This is a genomic window from Oceanimonas doudoroffii, assembly GCF_002242685.1.
Lineage (GTDB): Bacteria > Pseudomonadota > Gammaproteobacteria > Enterobacterales > Aeromonadaceae > Oceanimonas > Oceanimonas doudoroffii.
This window is the reverse complement of the sequence record NZ_NBIM01000001.1, coordinates 1856008-1874598: the sequence shown is the minus strand read 5'-3', so window position 1 is coordinate 1874598 and position 18591 is coordinate 1856008. Positions and strand designations below refer to the sequence as shown.

General features: G+C 61.4%; 18 protein-coding genes. 13 read left to right on the top strand and 5 right to left on the bottom strand.

What is annotated here, in order from left to right; all coding sequences use genetic code 11:
- Nucleotides 1-76: 76 nt before the first annotated feature.
- Entirely contained in the window at nucleotides 77-829 is a 753-nt protein-coding gene (locus B6S08_RS08715; protein WP_094200321.1) for an electron transfer flavoprotein subunit beta/FixA family protein, read from the top strand.
- Nucleotides 826-1755 carry an electron transfer flavoprotein subunit alpha/FixB family protein gene (locus B6S08_RS08710; RefSeq protein WP_094200320.1) on the top strand — a complete coding sequence of 310 codons (930 nt, stop codon included), beginning with the start codon at nucleotides 826-828 and terminating at the stop codon, nucleotides 1753-1755. The genes B6S08_RS08715 and B6S08_RS08710 overlap by 4 nt, the downstream gene beginning before the upstream one ends.
- A 155-nt stretch (nucleotides 1756-1910) precedes the next feature.
- Here the strand turns inward: B6S08_RS08710 and tenA are convergent, their stop codons facing one another.
- A complete protein-coding gene (tenA, locus tag B6S08_RS08705) occupies nucleotides 1911-2579 on the bottom strand; it encodes a thiaminase II (RefSeq protein WP_094200319.1) in 669 nt (222 codons plus the stop codon).
- 307 nt (nucleotides 2580-2886) lie between these two features.
- Between tenA and pyrG the strand changes: the two genes are divergently transcribed.
- From pyrG to rpoS, 11 genes are all read left to right on the top strand, one after another.
- Nucleotides 2887-4524: a glutamine hydrolyzing CTP synthase gene (gene pyrG, locus B6S08_RS08700; RefSeq protein ID WP_094200318.1), complete on the top strand. Its 1638-nt coding sequence runs from the start codon at nucleotides 2887-2889 to the stop codon at nucleotides 4522-4524.
- An 87-nt stretch (nucleotides 4525-4611) separates the two neighbouring features.
- Nucleotides 4612-5907, top strand: coding sequence for a phosphopyruvate hydratase (gene eno, locus B6S08_RS08695; RefSeq protein ID WP_094200317.1), 1296 nt, complete (start codon nucleotides 4612-4614; stop codon nucleotides 5905-5907).
- A 329-nt stretch (nucleotides 5908-6236) separates the two neighbouring features.
- Entirely contained in the window at nucleotides 6237-6521 is a 285-nt protein-coding gene (gene ftsB, locus B6S08_RS08690) for a cell division protein FtsB (protein ID WP_094200316.1), read from the top strand.
- Nucleotides 6518-7210, top strand: coding sequence for a 2-C-methyl-D-erythritol 4-phosphate cytidylyltransferase (ispD, locus tag B6S08_RS08685; RefSeq protein ID WP_094200315.1), 693 nt, complete (start codon nucleotides 6518-6520; stop codon nucleotides 7208-7210). Before ftsB ends, ispD begins: the two co-directional genes overlap by 4 nt.
- On the top strand, nucleotides 7207-7683 hold the full coding sequence (gene ispF / locus B6S08_RS08680) for a 2-C-methyl-D-erythritol 2,4-cyclodiphosphate synthase (protein WP_094200314.1): 477 nt from the start codon (nucleotides 7207-7209) through the stop codon (nucleotides 7681-7683). Before ispD ends, ispF begins: the two co-directional genes overlap by 4 nt.
- Nucleotides 7680-8723 carry a tRNA pseudouridine(13) synthase TruD gene (truD, locus tag B6S08_RS08675; RefSeq protein WP_094200313.1) on the top strand — a complete coding sequence of 348 codons (1044 nt, stop codon included), beginning with the start codon at nucleotides 7680-7682 and terminating at the stop codon, nucleotides 8721-8723. Before ispF ends, truD begins: the two co-directional genes overlap by 4 nt.
- Nucleotides 8704-9450: a 5'/3'-nucleotidase SurE gene (gene surE / locus B6S08_RS08670; protein WP_094200312.1), complete on the top strand. Its 747-nt coding sequence runs from the start codon at nucleotides 8704-8706 to the stop codon at nucleotides 9448-9450. The genes truD and surE overlap by 20 nt, the downstream gene beginning before the upstream one ends.
- Before the next feature lie 3 nt (nucleotides 9451-9453).
- Nucleotides 9454-10083, top strand: a complete 630-nt coding sequence (locus tag B6S08_RS08665; RefSeq protein WP_094200311.1) for a protein-L-isoaspartate(D-aspartate) O-methyltransferase — start codon at nucleotides 9454-9456, stop codon at nucleotides 10081-10083.
- Nucleotides 10080-10661 (top strand): YqaA family protein, encoded by a 582-nt coding sequence (locus B6S08_RS08660; protein WP_094200310.1) that lies wholly within the window; start codon nucleotides 10080-10082, stop codon nucleotides 10659-10661. Before B6S08_RS08665 ends, B6S08_RS08660 begins: the two co-directional genes overlap by 4 nt.
- Nucleotides 10661-11644, top strand: coding sequence for a peptidoglycan DD-metalloendopeptidase family protein (locus B6S08_RS08655; RefSeq protein ID WP_094200309.1), 984 nt, complete (start codon nucleotides 10661-10663; stop codon nucleotides 11642-11644). The genes B6S08_RS08660 and B6S08_RS08655 overlap by 1 nt, the downstream gene beginning before the upstream one ends.
- A gap of 42 nt (nucleotides 11645-11686) precedes the next feature.
- Nucleotides 11687-12646, top strand: a complete 960-nt coding sequence (rpoS, locus tag B6S08_RS08650) for an RNA polymerase sigma factor RpoS (RefSeq protein WP_094200308.1) — start codon at nucleotides 11687-11689, stop codon at nucleotides 12644-12646.
- Nucleotides 12647-12733: 87 nt separating this feature from the next.
- Here the strand turns inward: rpoS and mutS are convergent, their stop codons facing one another.
- The 4 genes from mutS to B6S08_RS08630 form a co-directional block, all read right to left on the bottom strand.
- On the bottom strand, nucleotides 12734-15307 hold the full coding sequence (gene mutS, locus B6S08_RS08645) for a DNA mismatch repair protein MutS (RefSeq protein WP_211284212.1): 2574 nt from the start codon (nucleotides 15305-15307) through the stop codon (nucleotides 12734-12736).
- A 174-nt stretch (nucleotides 15308-15481) separates the two neighbouring features.
- Nucleotides 15482-15856, bottom strand: a complete 375-nt coding sequence (locus B6S08_RS08640; protein WP_094200306.1) for a RidA family protein — start codon at nucleotides 15854-15856, stop codon at nucleotides 15482-15484.
- 96 nt (nucleotides 15857-15952) lie between these two features.
- Nucleotides 15953-17515 (bottom strand): BCCT family transporter, encoded by a 1563-nt coding sequence (locus tag B6S08_RS08635; protein ID WP_094200305.1) that lies wholly within the window; start codon nucleotides 17513-17515, stop codon nucleotides 15953-15955.
- Between the two features lie 54 nt (nucleotides 17516-17569).
- The gene (locus B6S08_RS08630; protein WP_206063559.1) at nucleotides 17570-18580 is read right to left on the bottom strand and encodes a dipeptidase; all 1011 of its coding nucleotides are present in this window, start codon (nucleotides 18578-18580) and stop codon (nucleotides 17570-17572) included.
- Nucleotides 18581-18591 lie beyond the last annotated feature (11 nt).

Below are 18591 nucleotides of genomic sequence, written 5' to 3'. Positions count from 1 at the left end.
ACAAACCGCCGTGGCCCATGGCGGCGCGGTGAAATCGACTAGTATTAAGTCGAATTCACCAATTCCGGGAGCGGCCATGAAAGTACTGGTGACGGTTAAACGGGTGATTGACTATCACGTTCGGGTTCGCGTGCGCGCCGACGGCAGCGACGTGGATCTGGGCAACGTCAAGATGGCGGCCAACCCCTTTTGCGAGATCGCGGTGGAAGAGGCGGTGCGCATGAAGGAAAAGGGGTGGGTGTCGGAAATCGTGGCGGTCAGCATAGGAAGCACCGAGGCCAGTGAACAGCTGCGCGCGGCCCTGGCACTGGGTGCCGACCGGGCCATTCTGGTGGAAAGCAGCGAGCCGGCCGAGCCGCTGACCGTGGCTCACTTGCTGGCGGCGCTGTGCGAACGGGAACACCCCGAGCTGGTGTTGATGGGCAAGCAATCCATCGACACCGATCACAACCAGGCCGGGCAGATGCTGGCGGCCCTCAATGGCTGGCCCCAGGCCACCTTTGCCTCGGCCATCGAGCGGGACGGCGACGAGCTGCTGGTCACCCGTGAGGTCGATGGCGGCCTGCGTACACAAGGGCTGACGCCGCCGGCGGTGATCACCACGGATCTGCGCCTGAATGAGCCGCGCTTTGCCTCCCTGCCCAATATCATGAAGGCCCGGCAAAAACCGCTGGAAACCTTGACCCCGGACGAACTGGGCGTGACCTTTGAACAGCATGTGCGCCTGCTGGGAGTGACTGAGCCGCCGGCACGCAAGGCCGGGATTCGGGTGGCCGATGTGGACGAGCTGGTGGACAAACTGAAGAATGAAGCCAAGGTGATTTCATGAGCATACTGGTGATAGCCGAACACGATAACCTCACCCTGAGCGCCAACACCGCCAAGGTGCTGGGGGCGGCCAGCCGGCTGAATGCCGAGGTGCACCTGCTGGTGATGGGGCACGACTGCGCCGCCGTGAGTGAACAGGGCAGGGTGCTGGCCGGTGTGAACAAGGTGCGGCTGGCCGATGATGCACTTTACCGCCAGCAGCTGGCCGAGCCCTGCGCGGCCCTGGTGTCACGCCTGGCCACCCATTATCGCTATGTGCTGGCGCCGGCATCCACTTTTGGCAAGGATGTGCTGCCCCGGGCGGCTGCCTTGCTGGGGGTGGGGTTGGTGGCGGACGTAGTGGATATTGAAAGTGAGGATACCTTTACTCGGCCCATTTACGCCGGCAATGCCCTGGCCCGGGTACAGTCGCTGGATCCGGTGACCCTGCTGACCATTCGCGCCACCGCCTTTGATCCCGTTGCCGAGGGCTGTGAGCCGGCTCCGGTGGAAACCCTGTCTGCGGTGGCGGTGGAAAACACCAGCCGCTTTGTCCGCGATGAGCTGAGCGTGAGTGAACGCCCAGAGCTGACCTCGGCCCGAGTGGTGGTGTCCGGTGGCCGAGGCCTGGGCAGCAAGGAGCAGTTCGCCCTGCTGGAGCAACTGGCCGACAAGCTGGGGGCGGCGGTAGGCGCCAGCCGGGCGGCGGTGGACGCGGGCCTGGCCGACAACGATCAGCAGGTGGGGCAGACCGGCAAGATAGTGGCTCCGGAGTTGTATATCGCCGTGGGTATTTCCGGTGCCATTCAGCATCTTGCCGGCATCAAGGACGCGAAAATCATCGTCGCCATCAACAAGGACGAAGAGGCCCCCATCTTTGAGGTGGCCGACTACGGCCTGGTGGCGGATTTATTTGAGGCACTGCCGAAGCTGATTGAGAAGCTGTAAACAGCAGGGATTAGGGATTGATGAATAGGGACCGGGTAGGTTGTGAATGAGCGCAGCGAATTCCAACACGAAGTCGACTGTGAAATGTTGGGATTCGCTGCGCTCATCGCCAACCTACGTCTCTGCTATTTTCCTAGTCCCTAGTCCCTTAACAATTACATTCTTTGTTCTAATCCCATGTCCCAGAAGTCGATTTCCAGCCGGGTAGCGTCGTCAAAGATGCGGCACAGCTGCCTGAAGCGGGACGGGGAGACTTCCGCCAGGCGCTGGTTCAGCCAGGCGATTTCGGCCTGGGCGGCGGCCTGAAACTCGGCGCTTTCATACATGGCAATCCAAGGCTCATAGGGGTTCGCCTCACCGCGCACGGTGGCGGGCTGCTCCACCAGCCAGCGGGCGATGTCGGCATAGCCCACCAGGCAGGGCGCCAGGGCCACGTGCAGATCCAGCAGATCCCCCCGGTTGCCGGTGTCCAGCACATAACGGGTGTAGGCCAGGGTGGCGCGGGCTTCCGGCAACTCGGCCAGTTCCTGCTCGCTGATGCCCCACTGAGTGCAGTAGTCGATATGCAGGCCCAGTTCCAGATCGATAATGGCGTCCAGGCCGGCCTTGGCATGGCGCAGATCGGCCAGGGTCGGGCTCTTGTAGGCGGCCAGGGCAAAGGCACGGCCAAACTGAATAAGAAAGAGGTAATCCTGTTTCAGGTAATGGCGAAAGGCTTCCGGCGCCAGCCGGCCTTCACCCAGCTGGCGCACAAAGTCGTGTTCCAGGTAGGCACGCCAGTTGTTTCCGTTGTCGTTCTTCAAGTCACTGAAAGTAAAACTCATTTCATATCCTTATTGGTGAGAATAATGGGGGCCGGCATACCGCCAGGCCGGCTGTTGCTATTCTGGCCTGTCGGACGACAATGGCAAGCCGAAAGGGAATGTTATTCTGTTGTAATAAAACTACGGTAAAGGGTATAGTCATCGCCATTAACGGAACGAATGACGATGATTCACCACAAGCGGGCAGTGATCGGCGGCCGGCCCGAGGCCGGTATTGTTTCATTGTCGTAATCGGCCTTCTTGCGTATAATGTGACCCCGTCTTGAATTCCACATTCCATTCGTTCCCAAGCTTTTTCAGGTTCAGCATGACGACTAAATATATTTTTGTTACTGGCGGGGTGGTCTCCTCCCTGGGCAAAGGCATTGCAGCCGCCTCATTGGCCGCCATCCTCGAAGCCCGTGGTCTTAACGTGACCATCATGAAGCTGGATCCCTACATCAACGTGGATCCGGGCACCATGAGCCCCACCCAGCACGGTGAAGTCTTCGTGACCGACGACGGCGCCGAAACCGACCTGGACCTGGGCCACTACGAGCGTTTCATTCGTACCAAAATGACTCGCCGCAACAACTTCACCTCCGGCCGGGTATACGCGGATGTGCTGCGCAAGGAACGACGCGGCGACTATCTGGGTGCCACCATTCAGGTGATTCCGCACATTACCAACGCCATCAAGGACAGGGTGATCGCCGGTGCCGAGGGCCATCAGGTGGCCATCGTGGAAATCGGCGGCACCGTGGGCGACATCGAGTCGCTGCCGTTCCTGGAAGCCATTCGCCAGCTGGCGGTGGAAGTGGGCCGGGAAAACACCCTGTTCATGCACCTGACCCTGGTGCCCTACATGGCCGCCGCCGGCGAGGTGAAAACCAAACCGACCCAGCACTCGGTGAAAGAGCTGCTGTCCATCGGCATTCAGCCCGACATTCTTATCTGCCGCTCCGACCGGGTCATTCCGGCCAACGAGCGCGGCAAGATTGCCCTGTTCTGCAACGTGTCCGACAAGGCGGTCATCTCCCTGAAGGACGTAGATTCCATCTACAAGATTCCGGCCCTGCTCAAGTCTCAGGGCCTGGACGAGCTGGTGGTCAAGCGTTTTGGCCTGAGCTGCCCGGCGGCGGATCTGTCCGAATGGGAACAGGTGATTTACGAAGAAGCCAACCCGGTGGGTGAAGTCACCATCGGCATGGTGGGCAAATACGTTGAGCTGCCAGACGCCTACAAGTCGGTGAACGAGGCGCTCAAGCACGGCGGCCTGAAGAGCCGGTTGACCGTCAATATCAAGTACATCGACTCCCAGGACCTGGAAAGCAAGGGCGTTTCCCTGCTGGAAGGACTGGACGCCATCCTGGTGCCCGGTGGCTTTGGCGAGCGCGGCGTGGAAGGCAAGATCATGGCCGCCCGTTATGCTCGGGAAAACCGCGTGCCCTACCTGGGCATCTGCCTGGGCATGCAGGTGGCGCTGATCGAATACGCCCGCAACGTGGCCGGCCTGGAAGGCGCCCACTCCACCGAGTTTGACCCCAAGAGCCCTTACCCGGTCGTGGGTCTGATCACCGAGTGGGTCGACGAGGAAGGCAACGTTGAAGTGCGTGACGAAGAGTCCGATCTGGGCGGTACCATGCGTCTGGGCGCCCAGCTTTGTCATCTGACTCCGGGCTCCAAGGTGCATGCCCTCTATGGCTCCGACACCATTTACGAGCGTCATCGTCACCGTTATGAAGTAAACAACCGTCTGCTGCCCAAAATCGAGGCGGCGGGCCTGAAGGTGACCGGCCTCTCCGCCGACAAGAAGCTGGTGGAGATCATCGAGAACCCGGATCACCCCTGGTTCGTGGCGGCTCAGTTCCACCCCGAATTCACCTCCACCCCCCGCGACGGCCACGGCCTGTTCGCCGGTTTCGTGAAGGCGGCCGGCCAGCACCAGCAGGGAGAGCTGGAGTAACCAGTACCAGCGGCTGAACCTCAGGGTTCGGCCGTATTTTTTCGTGCGTTAGTTAGGTTTTACGTTCAACTCAAGAGGAAACTGAGAATGGCTAAGATCGTTAAAGTGATCGGTCGTGAGATCATCGACTCCCGTGGCAACCCCACCGTGGAAGCCGACGTTTACCTGGAAGGTGGCTTCATGGGCCGTGCCGCCGCGCCGTCCGGTGCGTCTACCGGCTCTCGCGAAGCGCTGGAACTGCGTGACGGTGACAAGTCCCGCTTCCTGGGCAAGGGCGTACAGACCGCCGTGGCCAACATCAACGATCGCATTGCCGCCGCTCTGGTAGGCAAGGACGCAACTCAGCAGGCCGAAATTGACCAGATCATGATCGATCTGGACGGCACCGACAACAAGGCCACCCTGGGCGCCAACGCCATTCTGGCCGTGTCCCTGGCCAATGCCAAGGCCGCCGCCGCCGCCAAGGGCCAGCCCCTGTACGCCTGGATCGCCGAGCTGAACGGCACCCCGGGTCAGTACTCCATGCCGCTGCCGATGATGAACATCATCAACGGTGGTGAGCACGCCGACAACAACGTCGACATTCAGGAGTTCATGATTCAGCCGGTGGGCGCCAAGAACATCAAGGAAGCCCTGCGCATCGGTGCCGAGGTATTCCACAACCTGGCCAAGGTACTGAAGGCCAAGGGCCTGTCCACCGCCGTGGGCGACGAAGGTGGCTTCGCGCCCAACCTGGAATCCAACGCTGCCGCCCTGGCCGCCATCAAGGAAGCCGTGGAAAAAGCCGGCTACACCCTGGGCAAGGACATCACCCTGGCCCTGGACTGCGCCTCTTCCGAATTCTATGAAGACGGCAAGTACAACATGAAGGGCGAAGGCAAGGTGTTCACCTCCGAGCAGTTCTCCGACTACCTGGCCGAGCTGTGCGAGCAGTACCCGATCGTTTCCATCGAAGACGGTCAGGACGAGTCCGACTGGGACGGTTTCGCCTACCAGACCAAGATTCTGGGCGACAAGGTACAGCTGGTTGGTGACGATCTGTTCGTCACCAACACCCGTATCCTGAAGGAAGGTATCGACAAGGGCATTGCCAACTCCATCCTGATCAAGTTCAACCAGATCGGCTCCCTGACCGAAACCCTGAACGCCATCAAGATGGCCAAGGACGCCGGTTACACCGCCGTTATCTCTCACCGTTCCGGCGAGACCGAAGACGCCACCATCGCCGATCTGGCCGTGGGCACCTGCGCCGGTCAGATCAAGACCGGCTCCATGAGCCGCTCCGACCGTATCGCCAAGTACAACCAGCTGATCCGTATTGAGGAAGAACTGGGTGCCAAGGCTCCTTACCGTGGCCTGGCCGAGGTAAAAGGCCAGGCGTAATGCCTGCCTTGCACTGAACCAAAAGCCCCGCCCTGTGCGGGGCTTTTTTGTTTATGGTGCGAGTGAATGCAGCCAGAGTGGCGAACCATGGCTTGGTGAGAAGGATGGCGAATTCACCATGTTTTACCGCCACCTGCGGGTTGGAATTCGTGGCACTCATTCGCAACCTGCAGGGAAGCTTGCGGCCTTTCACCGGCGCACTGTCTTTACCCGCCCCATGGCCGTGATGACAAACCATGCTGGTTGTCTTTCTGACGCCCCGCCTCGTGCGGGGTTTCTTTTGTTCGGCCGGGGAATATGGGAAACTAGCCGCTTACTTAGGAGGATAAATGCGCACCCTGACGCTGATACTGCTGGCCCTGCTGGGAACCCTGCAATACCACCTGTGGTGGGGAAAAAACGGTCTCGGCGAATACCATGAGGCCGCCGCCAATGTGTCCCGGCAGCTGGAAGATAATCAGCGCCTGGCCGACAGGAACGCCTTGCTCTATCGGGATATCGAGGATCTCAACAACGGGCTGGCGGCGGTGGAAGAACTGGCGCGCAACGATCTGGGCATGATCAAGCCGGGTGAAACCTTCTACCGGTTACTGCTGAGCCAGGACAAGCCATGAGCGCACTGAGCTGCACCGCCGTGGTGCCGGCCGCGGGGGCCGGCAAACGCATGGCCAGCGCCATTCCCAAACAATACCTGACCCTGGCGGGTAAAACGGTGCTGGAGCACACTATTGAGCGCTTGCTGGCGCACGGCGCCATCGAGCGGGTGGTGGTGGCGGTCAGCCCGGAAGATCAGTGGTTCGACAGCCTGCCCCTGGTCCGGGATGAACGCGTGGTACGGGTACAGGGTGGCCGGGAGCGGGCCGACTCGGTGCTTAATGCCCTGGCGGCGGTGTCCAGCGAATACGTGCTGGTGCACGACGCCGCCCGGCCCTGTCTGGCCATGCAGGATCTTGATGCCCTGCTGGCGGCGGCCTCACAGCCTCGGGGCGCCATTCTGGCCTGCCGGGTGCGGGACACCATGAAACGAGGGGATGGCCGTGGTGCCATTGCCGCCAGTGTGCCCCGGGACGAGCTCTGGCACGCCCTGACTCCGCAATGTTTTGACACCCAGGCCCTGCGCCGGGCCCTTGCCGAGGCGCTGGCCCAAGGGCAGGCGGTCACCGACGAGGCTTCGGCCATGGAGCTGGCCGGCGTTCACCCCCTGCTGGTGGAAGGCCGGGCCGACAATATCAAGATAACCCGGCCGGAAGATCTGGCGCTGGCCGGCTTTTTTCTGCAGCAGCTGAACGAGAACAATCAATGATGCGAATCGGGCACGGTTTTGACGTGCATAAATTTGGCGGGGATGGTCCCTGCATTCTGGGTGGGGTGGCGGTACCCCATGACCAGGGCCTGCTGGCCCATTCCGACGGCGACGTGGTGCTGCACGCCCTGAGCGATGCCCTGCTGGGCGCCATTGGCGCCGGTGATATCGGCCGCCACTTTCCCGATACCGACGCCGCCTTCAAGGGGGTCGACAGCCGCCTGCTGCTGCGGGAGGTGTTTGCCAAGGTGCGGGCCGCCGGCTACGTGCTGGGCAACGCCGATCTGACCATCATGGCGCAGGCCCCCCGGCTGGCGCCCTTTGTGGACGCCATGGCGGCCACCATTGCCGAGGATCTGCAGACCACGGTTTCCCATATCAATGTCAAGGCCACTACCACCGAGAAACTCGGCTTCGTGGGCCGCAAGGAAGGCATAGCGGCGGAAGCCGTGGTGCTGCTGGTGAAAGCATGAGTGAACAACAGCATTACCTGCACGGCAAACCCGGCGTCAGCGGCCTGCTCAAGGCCGCGCCGGAACACTTTATCGTGCGCGAGGATCTGGGTTTTGAGCCCAGTGGTGAAGGCGAGCATATTTTTCTGCACATTCGCAAGCGCGGCCAGAATACCCAGTGGGTGGCGCGGGATCTGGCGCGGCTGGCGGGCGTAGCCCAACGCGATGTGACCTGGGCCGGGCTCAAGGACCGCCATGCGGTCACCGAGCAGTGGTTTGGCGTGCACCTGCCGGGCAAGGACATGCCCGACTTCTCACCGCTGGAAAGCGACGACGTGCAGATCCTGGCCATTGCCCGGCACCACAAAAAGCTGAAAACCGGTGCCCTCAAGGGTAACTGGTTCGAGCTGGTGTTGACCGAGCTGGAGGGGGAAGACGATCTCGACGCCCGGCTGGCGGCCATTGGCGAACGGGGCGTGCCCAACTATTTCGGTGAGCAGCGTTTCGGCCACAACGGTGGCAATATTGATCAGGCCAGGGCCATGTTTGGCGGCAAGCGCATCAAGGATCGCAATAAACGGTCGATGTATCTATCGGCGGCCCGCAGCCAGCTGTTTAACCTGGCGGTCAGCCACCGGCTGGCGCAGGGCCTGGGCGAGCAGCTGCTGCACGGCGACTGTGTCATGCTGGCAGGCAGTCAGTCATTCTTTACCATCAATGAAGACAATCCCCTCGACGACGCCCTGCGTGCGCGGTTTGCCGAGGGCGACATTCGCCTGAGCGCGCCGCTGTGGGGGCGGGGCCGGCTGCCGGCCGAAGACGAAGCGGCAACACTGGAGCTGGCGGCGCTGGCCGGACAGCAGGATCTGATGGACGGGCTGGAGGCCAACGGCCTCAAGCAGGAGCGCCGGGCGCTGCTGCTGAAGCCGGGGCAACTCAGCTGGCAGCAAAACGGCGATTGCCTCACGCTGTCTTTCTGGCTGCCGGCGGGCAGTTATGCCACCAGTCTGGTCAGGGAAATCATTCAGGAAAAGGACAGCCATGAAAATACTGGTGAGTAACGACGATGGTGTGAACGCCGCCGGCATTCGCACCCTGAGCCGGGCGTTGGCGGAATTTGCCGAGGTGGTCACGGTGGCGCCGGATCGCAACCGCAGCGGTGCCAGTCATTCGCTGACGCTGGAAGTACCCCTGCGGGCCGACAAGCTGGATGATACCGGTTTTTATTCGGTCAAGGGCACGCCCACCGACTGTGTGCACTGGGCGGTAAATCACCTGCTGGATCCGGATCCGGATCTGGTGGTGGCGGGCATCAACCACGGTGCCAACCTGGGCGACGACGTGCTTTATTCGGGCACGGTGGCGGCGGCCACCGAGGGCCGCCACCTGGGTTTGCCGTCCCTGGCCATTTCCCTGTGCGGCGACCGGCATTTTGACACCGCGGCCCATTTTGCCTGCATGCTGGTGCAGGGCCTGTTGCGGGCGCCGCTTTATTCCAACCAGATTTTGAATGTGAACGTGCCCGACTTGCCCCTGAACGAGATTCAGGGTATCAAAGTGACTCGTTTGGGTAATCGTCATCGTTCCGAGGCGGTGCTGAAAGAATTCGATCCGCGAGGCCGCGCCATTTACTGGATTGGCCCTCCCGGTGCCATTCAGGATGCGGGCGAGGGCACCGACTTTGATGCCGTCGAACGGGGCTTTGTGTCGATCACGCCGCTGACCATAGATCTCACGGCCTACGATCAAATGTCGGCATTGTCCCGTTGGATTCAGGATGTGGAGTAAGGCGTGCACAGGTTAGCAGGAGAGCAGCTTTACCGCCTGCTGCGACAGCAGGGCATTCGTAACGAGCGGGTGCTGCGTGCCATTACCGAACTGCCGCGCGCCGATTTCGTGGATGAGGCCATGGCGCACAAGGCCTGGGACAACAGCGCCCTGCCCATCGGTTTTGGCCAGACCATCTCCCAGCCCTATATAGTGGCGCGCATGACCGAGGCCCTGCTGGATGGGCCGCCCCTTCGGCGTGTGCTGGAGGTGGGCACCGGCTCCGGGTTTCAGACTGCAGTGCTGGCCCAGTTGGTGGAGCAGGTGTTTACCGTGGAGCGGATAAAGGCACTGCAATACCAGGCCCGGCGCCGGTTGCAACGGCTGGATCTGCACAATGTGTCCACCAAGCACGGCGACGGCTGGCAGGGCTGGGCCAGTAAGGCACCCTTCGATGCCATTATGGTGACCGCGGCGGCCAGCACCACGCCCACGGCGCTGCTGGAACAGCTGGCCGATGGCGGTCGCATGGTCATTCCGGTGGGCGGGCTCAGCCAGACCTTGTGGCTGTATCGGCGCCGGGGAGATGATTTTGTGCGCACCGAGCTTGAAGCGGTGCGGTTTGTTCCTTTGATTCAGGGTGATCTTGAGTGAAGCTGTTTTCCCGTTTGTATCGGCTGGTGATGATGTGGGCGGTGCACCGCCATGCGCCGGTGTACTTGTCCATGAACAGTTTTGTGGAGTCTATTTTCTGGCCGGTACCGGTAGACGTAATGTTGGCCCCCATGGCCCTGGCCAAGCCGGACCGGGCCTGGCATTACGCCGCCCTGGCCACGGTGTTTTCGGTGCTGGGGGCGGCCTTTGGCTACCTGCTGGGTTACGCCATGTGGGAGCCGCTGGTGGAGCCCTTTATTCAGGCCATGGGCTATCAGGACAAGATCGCCGTGGCCCGGCAGTGGTTTGATGACTGGGGCATCTGGGTGATCTTTATTGCCAGCTTTACGCCCATTCCCTACAAGGTGTTCACGGTCACCGCCGGTCTGCTGCAAATGGCGTTTCTGCCGTTTATTCTGGTGTCGCTGATCGGCCGGGGGTTGCGCTTTTTCCTGGTGTCCGGGCTGATGGTATGGGGCGGCGTGCGTATGGAAAGCAGGCTGATCCGCTATATCGATCTGCTCGGCTGGGCCTGTGTGGCGGCGGCCGTGGTGGCCTATTTGTTGCTGAGGCCCTGATGAAGAGCCGGAGTCAGACCGTCGGCATTGGCAGTCTCGGCATTGCGCTGAGCCTGTTGCTGACGGCCTGCTCCGTGGCGCCACCGGCCCCGGTGGCGGGAGTGGGGGCTCATGCCCAGGGGCAGGTCAAGGCCAATGGCCGTCAGTATGTGGTGGTGCGGGGGGATACCCTCTATTCCATCGCCTGGCAGGCCGGCACCGATGTGCCCACCCTGGCCCGGCACAACGGTTTGCGCCCTCCCTATCATATTTATCCCGGTCAGACCCTGCGGCTGGATGTGCCCGGCCGTAAGCGGGTGGCCTATCGCGTGCGCCGGGGGGATACCCTGAACGGCATCGCCCGCCGCACCGGCCATTCGGTGGCCGATCTGGCCAGCCTCAACGGCCTGCGTCCGCCTTACCGCATTTATGTGGGCCAGGCACTGGCGTTGCATTCCATCGGCGCCGCTGCGGCGCCCTCCGCCCCGGCCTCGGCGACGCCGGCCTCTGCGTCGGCGAGCAAGCCCACGGCCAAACCGTCGCCAGCAGTCAAATCCTCCCGACCTCTTGCACCGGCGAAAGGAAAAGCATACGCTGGTAGCGGAGTTCAAAAAAACGCCGTTGTCAATGGGCCCATTGCCTGGCAATGGCCGGTAAAGGGGCCGGTGATTTCCGGCTTCTCGCTGGCCGAAACCGGCAACAAGGGCATCGACATACGCGGAAGCAGGGGGGAGGCCGTCAAGGCCGCCGCTGCAGGAAAGGTAGTTTACGCAGGGAACGCGCTACGTGGTTATGGCAATTTGATCATCATCAAGCACAACGATGATTATTTGTCGGCCTATGCTCACAACGAGGTACTGCGGGTCAAGGAGCAGGACTCGGTGCAGGCGGGCCAGCACATAGCGGATATGGGAAGCAGTGATGCCACTGATGTCCGGCTGCATTTTGAAATCCGGCATCAGGGCAAATCGGTTGATCCGAGAAAGTATCTGCCAAAGCGATAGTCACCGGGAGTCGGGTAGTACCCGGTTTTAGGGAGAACTGCCATGAGCCAGAAAAAGAACAGGAACCAGGACGCAGACGTAGAATTGGATCGGGATGCGGACGTGGAAACCGTGGAGCAGGAAAGCCCTCAGGAAGAGGAAATTCTCTCCGCGCCAAGCCAACGCAGCCTGGATGTAACCCAGCTTTACCTGGGAGAAATCGGCTTTTCTCCCTTGCTGACCGCAGAAGAAGAAGTTCATTACGCCCGCCGCGCCCTGCGTGGCGATCTCGCTGCCCGTAAACGCATGATTGAGTCCAATCTGCGCCTGGTGGTCAAAATATCCCGCCGCTACAACAATCGGGGCCTGGCCCTGCTGGATCTGATCGAGGAAGGCAACCTGGGCCTGATCCGCGCTGTGGAAAAGTTTGATCCCGAACGCGGGTTTCGTTTCTCCACCTATGCCACCTGGTGGATTCGCCAGACCATAGAGCGGGCCATCATGAACCAGACCCGCACCATTCAGCTGCCCATTCATGTGGTGAAAGAGCTCAATGTCTACCTGCGTACCGCCCGCGAGCTGGCCCACCGGCTGGATCATGAGCCTACCGCCGACGAAATTGCCGAAGCCCTCGACAAACCGGTGGAAGACGTCTCGCGCATGCTCAAGCTGAACGAGAAAATCAGCTCGGTTGACACCCCCATTGGCGGTGACGGCGACAAGGCGCTGCTGGATGTGCTGGCCGACGAGAACGACAAGGATCCGGAGATGGAAACCCAGGATGACGACATGAATGTCAGCCTGGTGCGCTGGCTGGAAGAGCTCAATCCCAAGCAGCGGGAAGTACTGGCCCGGCGCTTTGGCCTGCTGGGCTATGAAGCGTCCACCCTGGAAGACGTGGGCCGGGAAATCGGCCTGACCCGGGAGCGGGTGCGCCAGATCCAGGTGGAAGCCCTGCGCAGACTGAAGGAAATCCTCACCCAGCAGGGGCTGAATATCGACACCCTGTTTCACAGCGAGTAATACTAAGCTGGCCTCATGAAAAAGCCCCGGTAAAGCGGGGCTTTTTCATCTTTGTAGGGAATGTTCGGACTGCCTCACTCCTTACGTTTACCCTTCACTTCTGGCCTGTTTCAGCCGGTACAACTGCTCCAGTGCCTGGCGTGGGGTAAGGTCGTCCGGGTTCAGCCCGTCCAGCAATTCCAGCGCCGGATTCACCGGCTCATCAAACAACGGCAGCGAGCCCTGAGGTTCGGCGGCGGGCTTGGGCGCACTCACATTCCGGCCGCTTTCCAGCTCTGCCAGTTTTTGCCGGGCCAGGGTCAGCACCGGTCTGGGTACGCCCGCCAGTGCCGCCACCTGCAGGCCGTAGGAGCGGCTGGCGGCCCCTTCCTGAACGGCATGCATAAAGGCAATGGTGTCGCCGTGCTCCACCGCATCCAGGTGCACGTTGGCCACCGCCGGCCACAGCGCCGCCAGCCCGGTCAGCTCAAAATAATGGGTGGCAAACAGGGTATAGGCATGCAGCCGGTTGGCCAGGGCGTCGGCACAGGCCCAGGCCAGGGCCAGGCCGTCGTAAGTGCTGGTGCCCCGGCCGATTTCGTCCATCAGCACCAGGCTGTGACGGCTGGCGTTGTTGAGGATATTGGCGGTTTCGGTCATTTCCACCATAAAGGTGGAGCGGCCCGAGGCCAGATCGTCGGACGCACCGATACGGGTAAAGATGCGATCCACCCGGCCGATGCGGGCCGATTGAGCCGGCACAAAGGAGCCCATGTAGGCCAGCAGCACGATCAGCGCCGTTTGCCGCATATAGGTGGACTTACCTCCCATGTTGGGGCCGGTGATCACCAGCATTTTTCGTTCATCAGACAGCGATAGCGGGTTGGCGATAAAGGGATCCGTCATGACCTGCTCCACCACCGGATGGCGGCCTTCCTCAATGTCGATCACCTCGTCGTCGGTCAGCTCGGGCCGGCAGTAATTCAGGCTTTCGGCCCGCTCCGCCAGGTTGGCGAGCACATCCAGCCGGGCCAGGGCGGCGGCGCTTTGCTGCAAGGGGGCAAGGTGCTCCAGCAAGCGGTCGAGCAGTGCTTCGTACAGGCGCTTTTCCAGCGCCAGGCCCTTGCTCTGAGCGTTGAGCACCTTGTCTTCGTATTCCTTCAGTTCGGGAATAATGTAGCGTTCGTTGTTTTTCAGGGTCTGACGGCGCACATAGTGCACCGGCACCAGGTGGGAGTTGGCCCGGCTGACGTCGATATAAAAACCGTGCACCTTGTTGTAGGCCACCTTCAGGGTGCTGATGCCGGTGGCGGCCCGCTCCCGGGCTTCAAGCTCTTCCAGATAACGGTGGGCGCCGGCGGCCAGCTCGCGTAGTTCGTCCAGTTCGGCGTTGTAGCCGTCGCGGATGACGCCGCCGTCCCGAATGACCACCGGCGGGGTGTCGACCACCGCCGCTTCCAGCAACTCGGCCAGCTCGGGAAAGTCACTGATTTGTTGAGCCAGGGGCATCAGGCACTCGGCCTGGGCGTTAGTCAGCACCGCCTGAATGTCCGGCTGGGCCTGCAGTGCTGCGCGCAGCCGGCTTAAGTCTCTTGGCCGGGCCGAGCGCAATGCCAGCCGCGCCAGCACCCGCTCCACGTCGCCTACCTGGCGCAGCAGCGGGTGCAGCTCTTCATGGTGGCCGCCCTCCATCAAGGTGGCGATAATGTCCTGACGCTGGCTCAGCTCGTTCTTGTTGCGGCTGGGCTGATGGATCCAGCGCTTGAGCAGCCGGCTGCCCATGGGAGTGGCGGTGCCGTCCAGCACCTCGGCCAGGGTGTTTTCCACCGTGCCCGAGAGATTCAAGGTCAGCTCCAGGTTGCGGCGGGTGGCGGCGTCCATGATCACCATGTCCTGACGGCGCTCCAGCCGGACGCTGTTGATATGGGGCAGGGCGGTACGCTGGGTATCCTTCACGTATTGCAGCAGGCAGCCGGCGGCGCACAGAGCGGTGGTGGACTGCTCGACGCCAAAGCCAACCAAATCCCGGGTGCCGAACTGCTGGCACAGCAGGTGGCGGGCGGTACCCAGATCGAACTCCCACTCGGGCCGGCGGCGCAGGCCCTTGCGCTGCTCGATAAGCCCAAACCAGGCAAAGCCTTCCGGATACAGCAGCTCGGCGGGCTGGGTGCGCTGCAGCTCGGCGATCAGGGTTTCTTCCTGCTCGAACTGGTTGATTACAAAGCGGCCGGTGCTCACATCCAGAATGCCAAAGCCGAACCGCTCGCCGTCGTGATATACCGCCGCCAGGCAGTTGTCCTGGCGCTCATTCAGCAGGGCCTCGTCGGACAGGGTGCCGGGGGTGACGATGCGCACCACCTGGCGCTCCACCGGCCCCTTGCTGGTGGCGGGGTCGCCAATCTGCTCGCAGATGGCCACCGATTCCCCCATCTGCACCAGCCGTGCCAGGTAGTTTTCCGCCGCGTGATAGGGTACCCCGGCCATGGGAATGGCGGTGCCCGCCGACTTGCCTCGTTTGGTCAGGGAGATGTCCAGCAACCGCGATGCCTTTTTGGCGTCGTCGTAGAACAGCTCGTAAAAATCCCCCATGCGGTAAAACAGCAGAATGTCCGGATGCTGGGCCTTCAGGGCCAGGTATTGCTGCATCATGGGCGTATGCGGGGAATTTTCCTGATTCATAATGAAATCAATGCCTTTTTGTCTGGTGGAAGCGTGACGAAACAAAACAGGCGAGCATGATACCAGCATCGGGGAGTCGAGGATAAGCGGGCAAAGCGCAAACAAAGAAGGCAGACCGGCGGCCCCTGTAATCGCACGGGCCGCCGGGGTTATCGTGAGCGGAACAGCATGGCGGGGTCAGGGCTGGGCGGCGTAGGCCACGATTTCGCAGAGCATCTCTTCCCGGGCCAGGCCGGCCACGATCATGGCGGCGCGGTTGGGGTAGGGGGCCTCGAAGTACTCGGCATAGACCTTGTTGAACACCGGCAGCTGATCCCGGGCGGTGACGTAGATCAGCACCTGGGTGACGTCGGCCATGGTCAGGCCGGCGGCTTCCACCGTGTGCCTGAAGTTGTCCATGGTTTGGCGGGCCTGGGCCTCAATGCCACCGTCCACTACCTGACCGTCGGCATCGATGGGGATCTGGGCGGTATAGAACTGGCCGTTGGCCATGACGGCCCATTCCAGCGGCGCTTTGGAGGCGAAAAGGTCGGTTTTTACGGCGGTTTTCATAAGTGGTTCCTTGATGGACAAAAGTGAAAAAAGAGCGGCTGTCGCCGCTCAAAAGTCGTGCTCCGGCGAGTCAGACCGGGAGCGTGCCATGGCGGCTTAAAGCCCCTGTTCAGCTGCCATGCGCTTAATGATTTGTGGCGCCGTCCACAGGGTGGGCAGTAACACCAGGGATACCGGCACGGCGGTGACCACAATAAAGGACTGCAGGGCACTGATGCCGCCGGAGCCGATGGAGATCAGAATGGCGGCCACTACCCCCATCATGATGCCCCAGAACACCCGCACGCTGGCGTGGGGGTGATCGGTGCCGGTCATCACCATGGAGACCGCATAGGTCATGGAGTCGCCGGTGGTGGCCACGAAAATGGTGGTCAGCACCAGGAACAGTACCGAGATCACAAAGCCCAGGGGCAGCTGTTCGGTGATCGCCAGCAGGGCGGCGGGCAGGTTAAAGCCGGTAAAGGGCTCGGACACGCTGCCGGGCGTGGCCAGTTCAAAGGCCAGGCCGCTGCCTCCCATGATGGTGAACCAGAAACAGGTGATCATGGGCGCAATGATGGAAATCAGCATGATCACCTGGCGCACCGTGCGGCCCCGGGAAATGCGTGCCACAAACATCGCCATCAGTGGCCCGTAACCCAGGAACCAGCCCCAGAAGAACACCGTCCACCAGTCCAGCCAGGCCGGATCGGCACGGAAGGTGGCCATGGGAATGAAGTTGTCCAGGTACAGACCAAAGGCGTTCAGAAAGGTATCGACGATAAAAGAGGTCGGGCCGAACAGAAAGATAAACAGCATCAGGAAGGCGGCCAGCACCACATTGGCATTGCTCAAAATCTGAATGCCCCGGGTCACACCGCTCACGGCGGACAGGGTATAGATGACAATCAGGCCTATCAGAATGGCGACCTGGGTGCTGTAGACATCGGGAATGCCGAACAGTTTTTCCAGGCCAAAGCTGACCTGCAGACCGAGAAAGCCGATGGGGCCCACGGTGCCGGCCACCACTGCCAGTACGCAGCTGGCATCCACCAGGGCGCCGAGCCAGCCTTTCATCACTCTGTCACCAAACACCGGATACAGCAGGGTACGGGGTTTCAGCGGCAGGCCCTTGTCGTAGTGCAGATGCATAAACACCACGCCGGTCAGGCTGCCGAGAATGGCCCAGGCCAGAAAGCCCCAGTGCATAAAGCTTTGAGCCAGTGCGTTGATGGCCATGTTCATTTTGTCGGTTTCACCGGCATACAGCGGCGGTGGCGACATAAAGTGAGCCATGGGCTCGGCGGCGGCCCAGAACACACCGCCGCCGGCGAGCAGGGTACACATGATGATCGACATCCACTGAAAGGTGGACATTTCGGGCGTGCTCAGATTGCCAAGGCGCACGCGACCGCCACGGCCTGCGGCCATGACCAGTCCGATCAGAAAGGTCAGCAGCAGCAGCACCTGCCAGTAGGCACCAAACAGCCGGGTGGAAGTAGCAAAAGCGCTGTTAACCAGTCGGGAAACCAGCTCGATATCGTACAGGGCGGCGGCCACGAACAGCAGCAGGGCGCCGCCACTGATCAGAAACACCGGTAAATCGAGACTGGAAAGCAGGGTGGGCTTGCCGTTGATATCCTTATTCATGGCCAGGGTTGCCTCGGTTGAGTTGCTCATGTTCGCCTCCATAGCGGTACATCATGCGAAGGGGAGCGGGGGCTCCCCAGATCCTTATCGAGCAGCGGCCTGCGGTTGCAGGGCCTCGTCCAGAAAGTTGAGCCAGTTCAGGCCCATGATTTTGGCCACGTCTTCCTTGCCAAAGCCCCGGGCCAGCAGCCCTTGAGTCAGGTTGGGGAAATCGCGGCTATCGCGGAACCAGGACAGCGGGCGGGGCCAGTCGGCATTGGATTTGGAACCTTCACCGTAATCCATGGTTTTGGACCAGCGGCCGTTGCGCATCCACTCCAGCACCGACAGCGGCTGGTTCTGACACAGATCGGTACCGATGCCCAGTCGCTCTACCCCCATCAGATCGGCGGTGCGGGCAATCATGTCGCAGTAGTCTTCCAGGGTGCAGTCCGGGCCGTTTTTCAGGTGGAACGGGTAGGCGCTGAAACCCAGCAGGCCCCCCGACTCGGCCAGCGCCTTGAGCACGGTGTCCGACTTGTTGCGCTTGGCGGCGTGAAAGCTCAGCGGGTTGGCATGGGAGATCACGATGGGACGTTCCGAGATCTCGATGGCTTCAAGGGTGCTGCGCTCGGCGCTGTGGCTCATGTCCACCACCATGCCGACCCGGTTCATTTCCCGAATTACCTGACGGCCAAAGCGGGTCACACCGCTGTCTTCTGCCTCGTAGCAACCACAGGCCAGCAGGCTCTGGTTGTTGTAGGTCAGCTGCATGATCATCAGGTTCAGATTCCGCATCACCTCCACCATGCCGATGTCGTCCTCGATCGGTGAGCAGTTTTGTGCACCGAACATGATGCCAACCTTGCCCTCGGCCTTGGCGCGGCGAATGTCATCGGCACCGCGCACCGGCATGATCAGGTCACCGTGTTGTTCGAACTGACGATTCCATTCGGCAATGCGCATCAGGGTTTCACGGATCTGCTCGTGATAGACAATGGTGGCATGCACCATGGTCACGCCGCCTTCGCGCAGCTGTTCGAAGATCTCCCGGCTCCAGTTGGAATACTGCAGTCCGTCGATCACGATCATTTCGTTATGCAACTCTCTGCTCATGATTCCGCCTC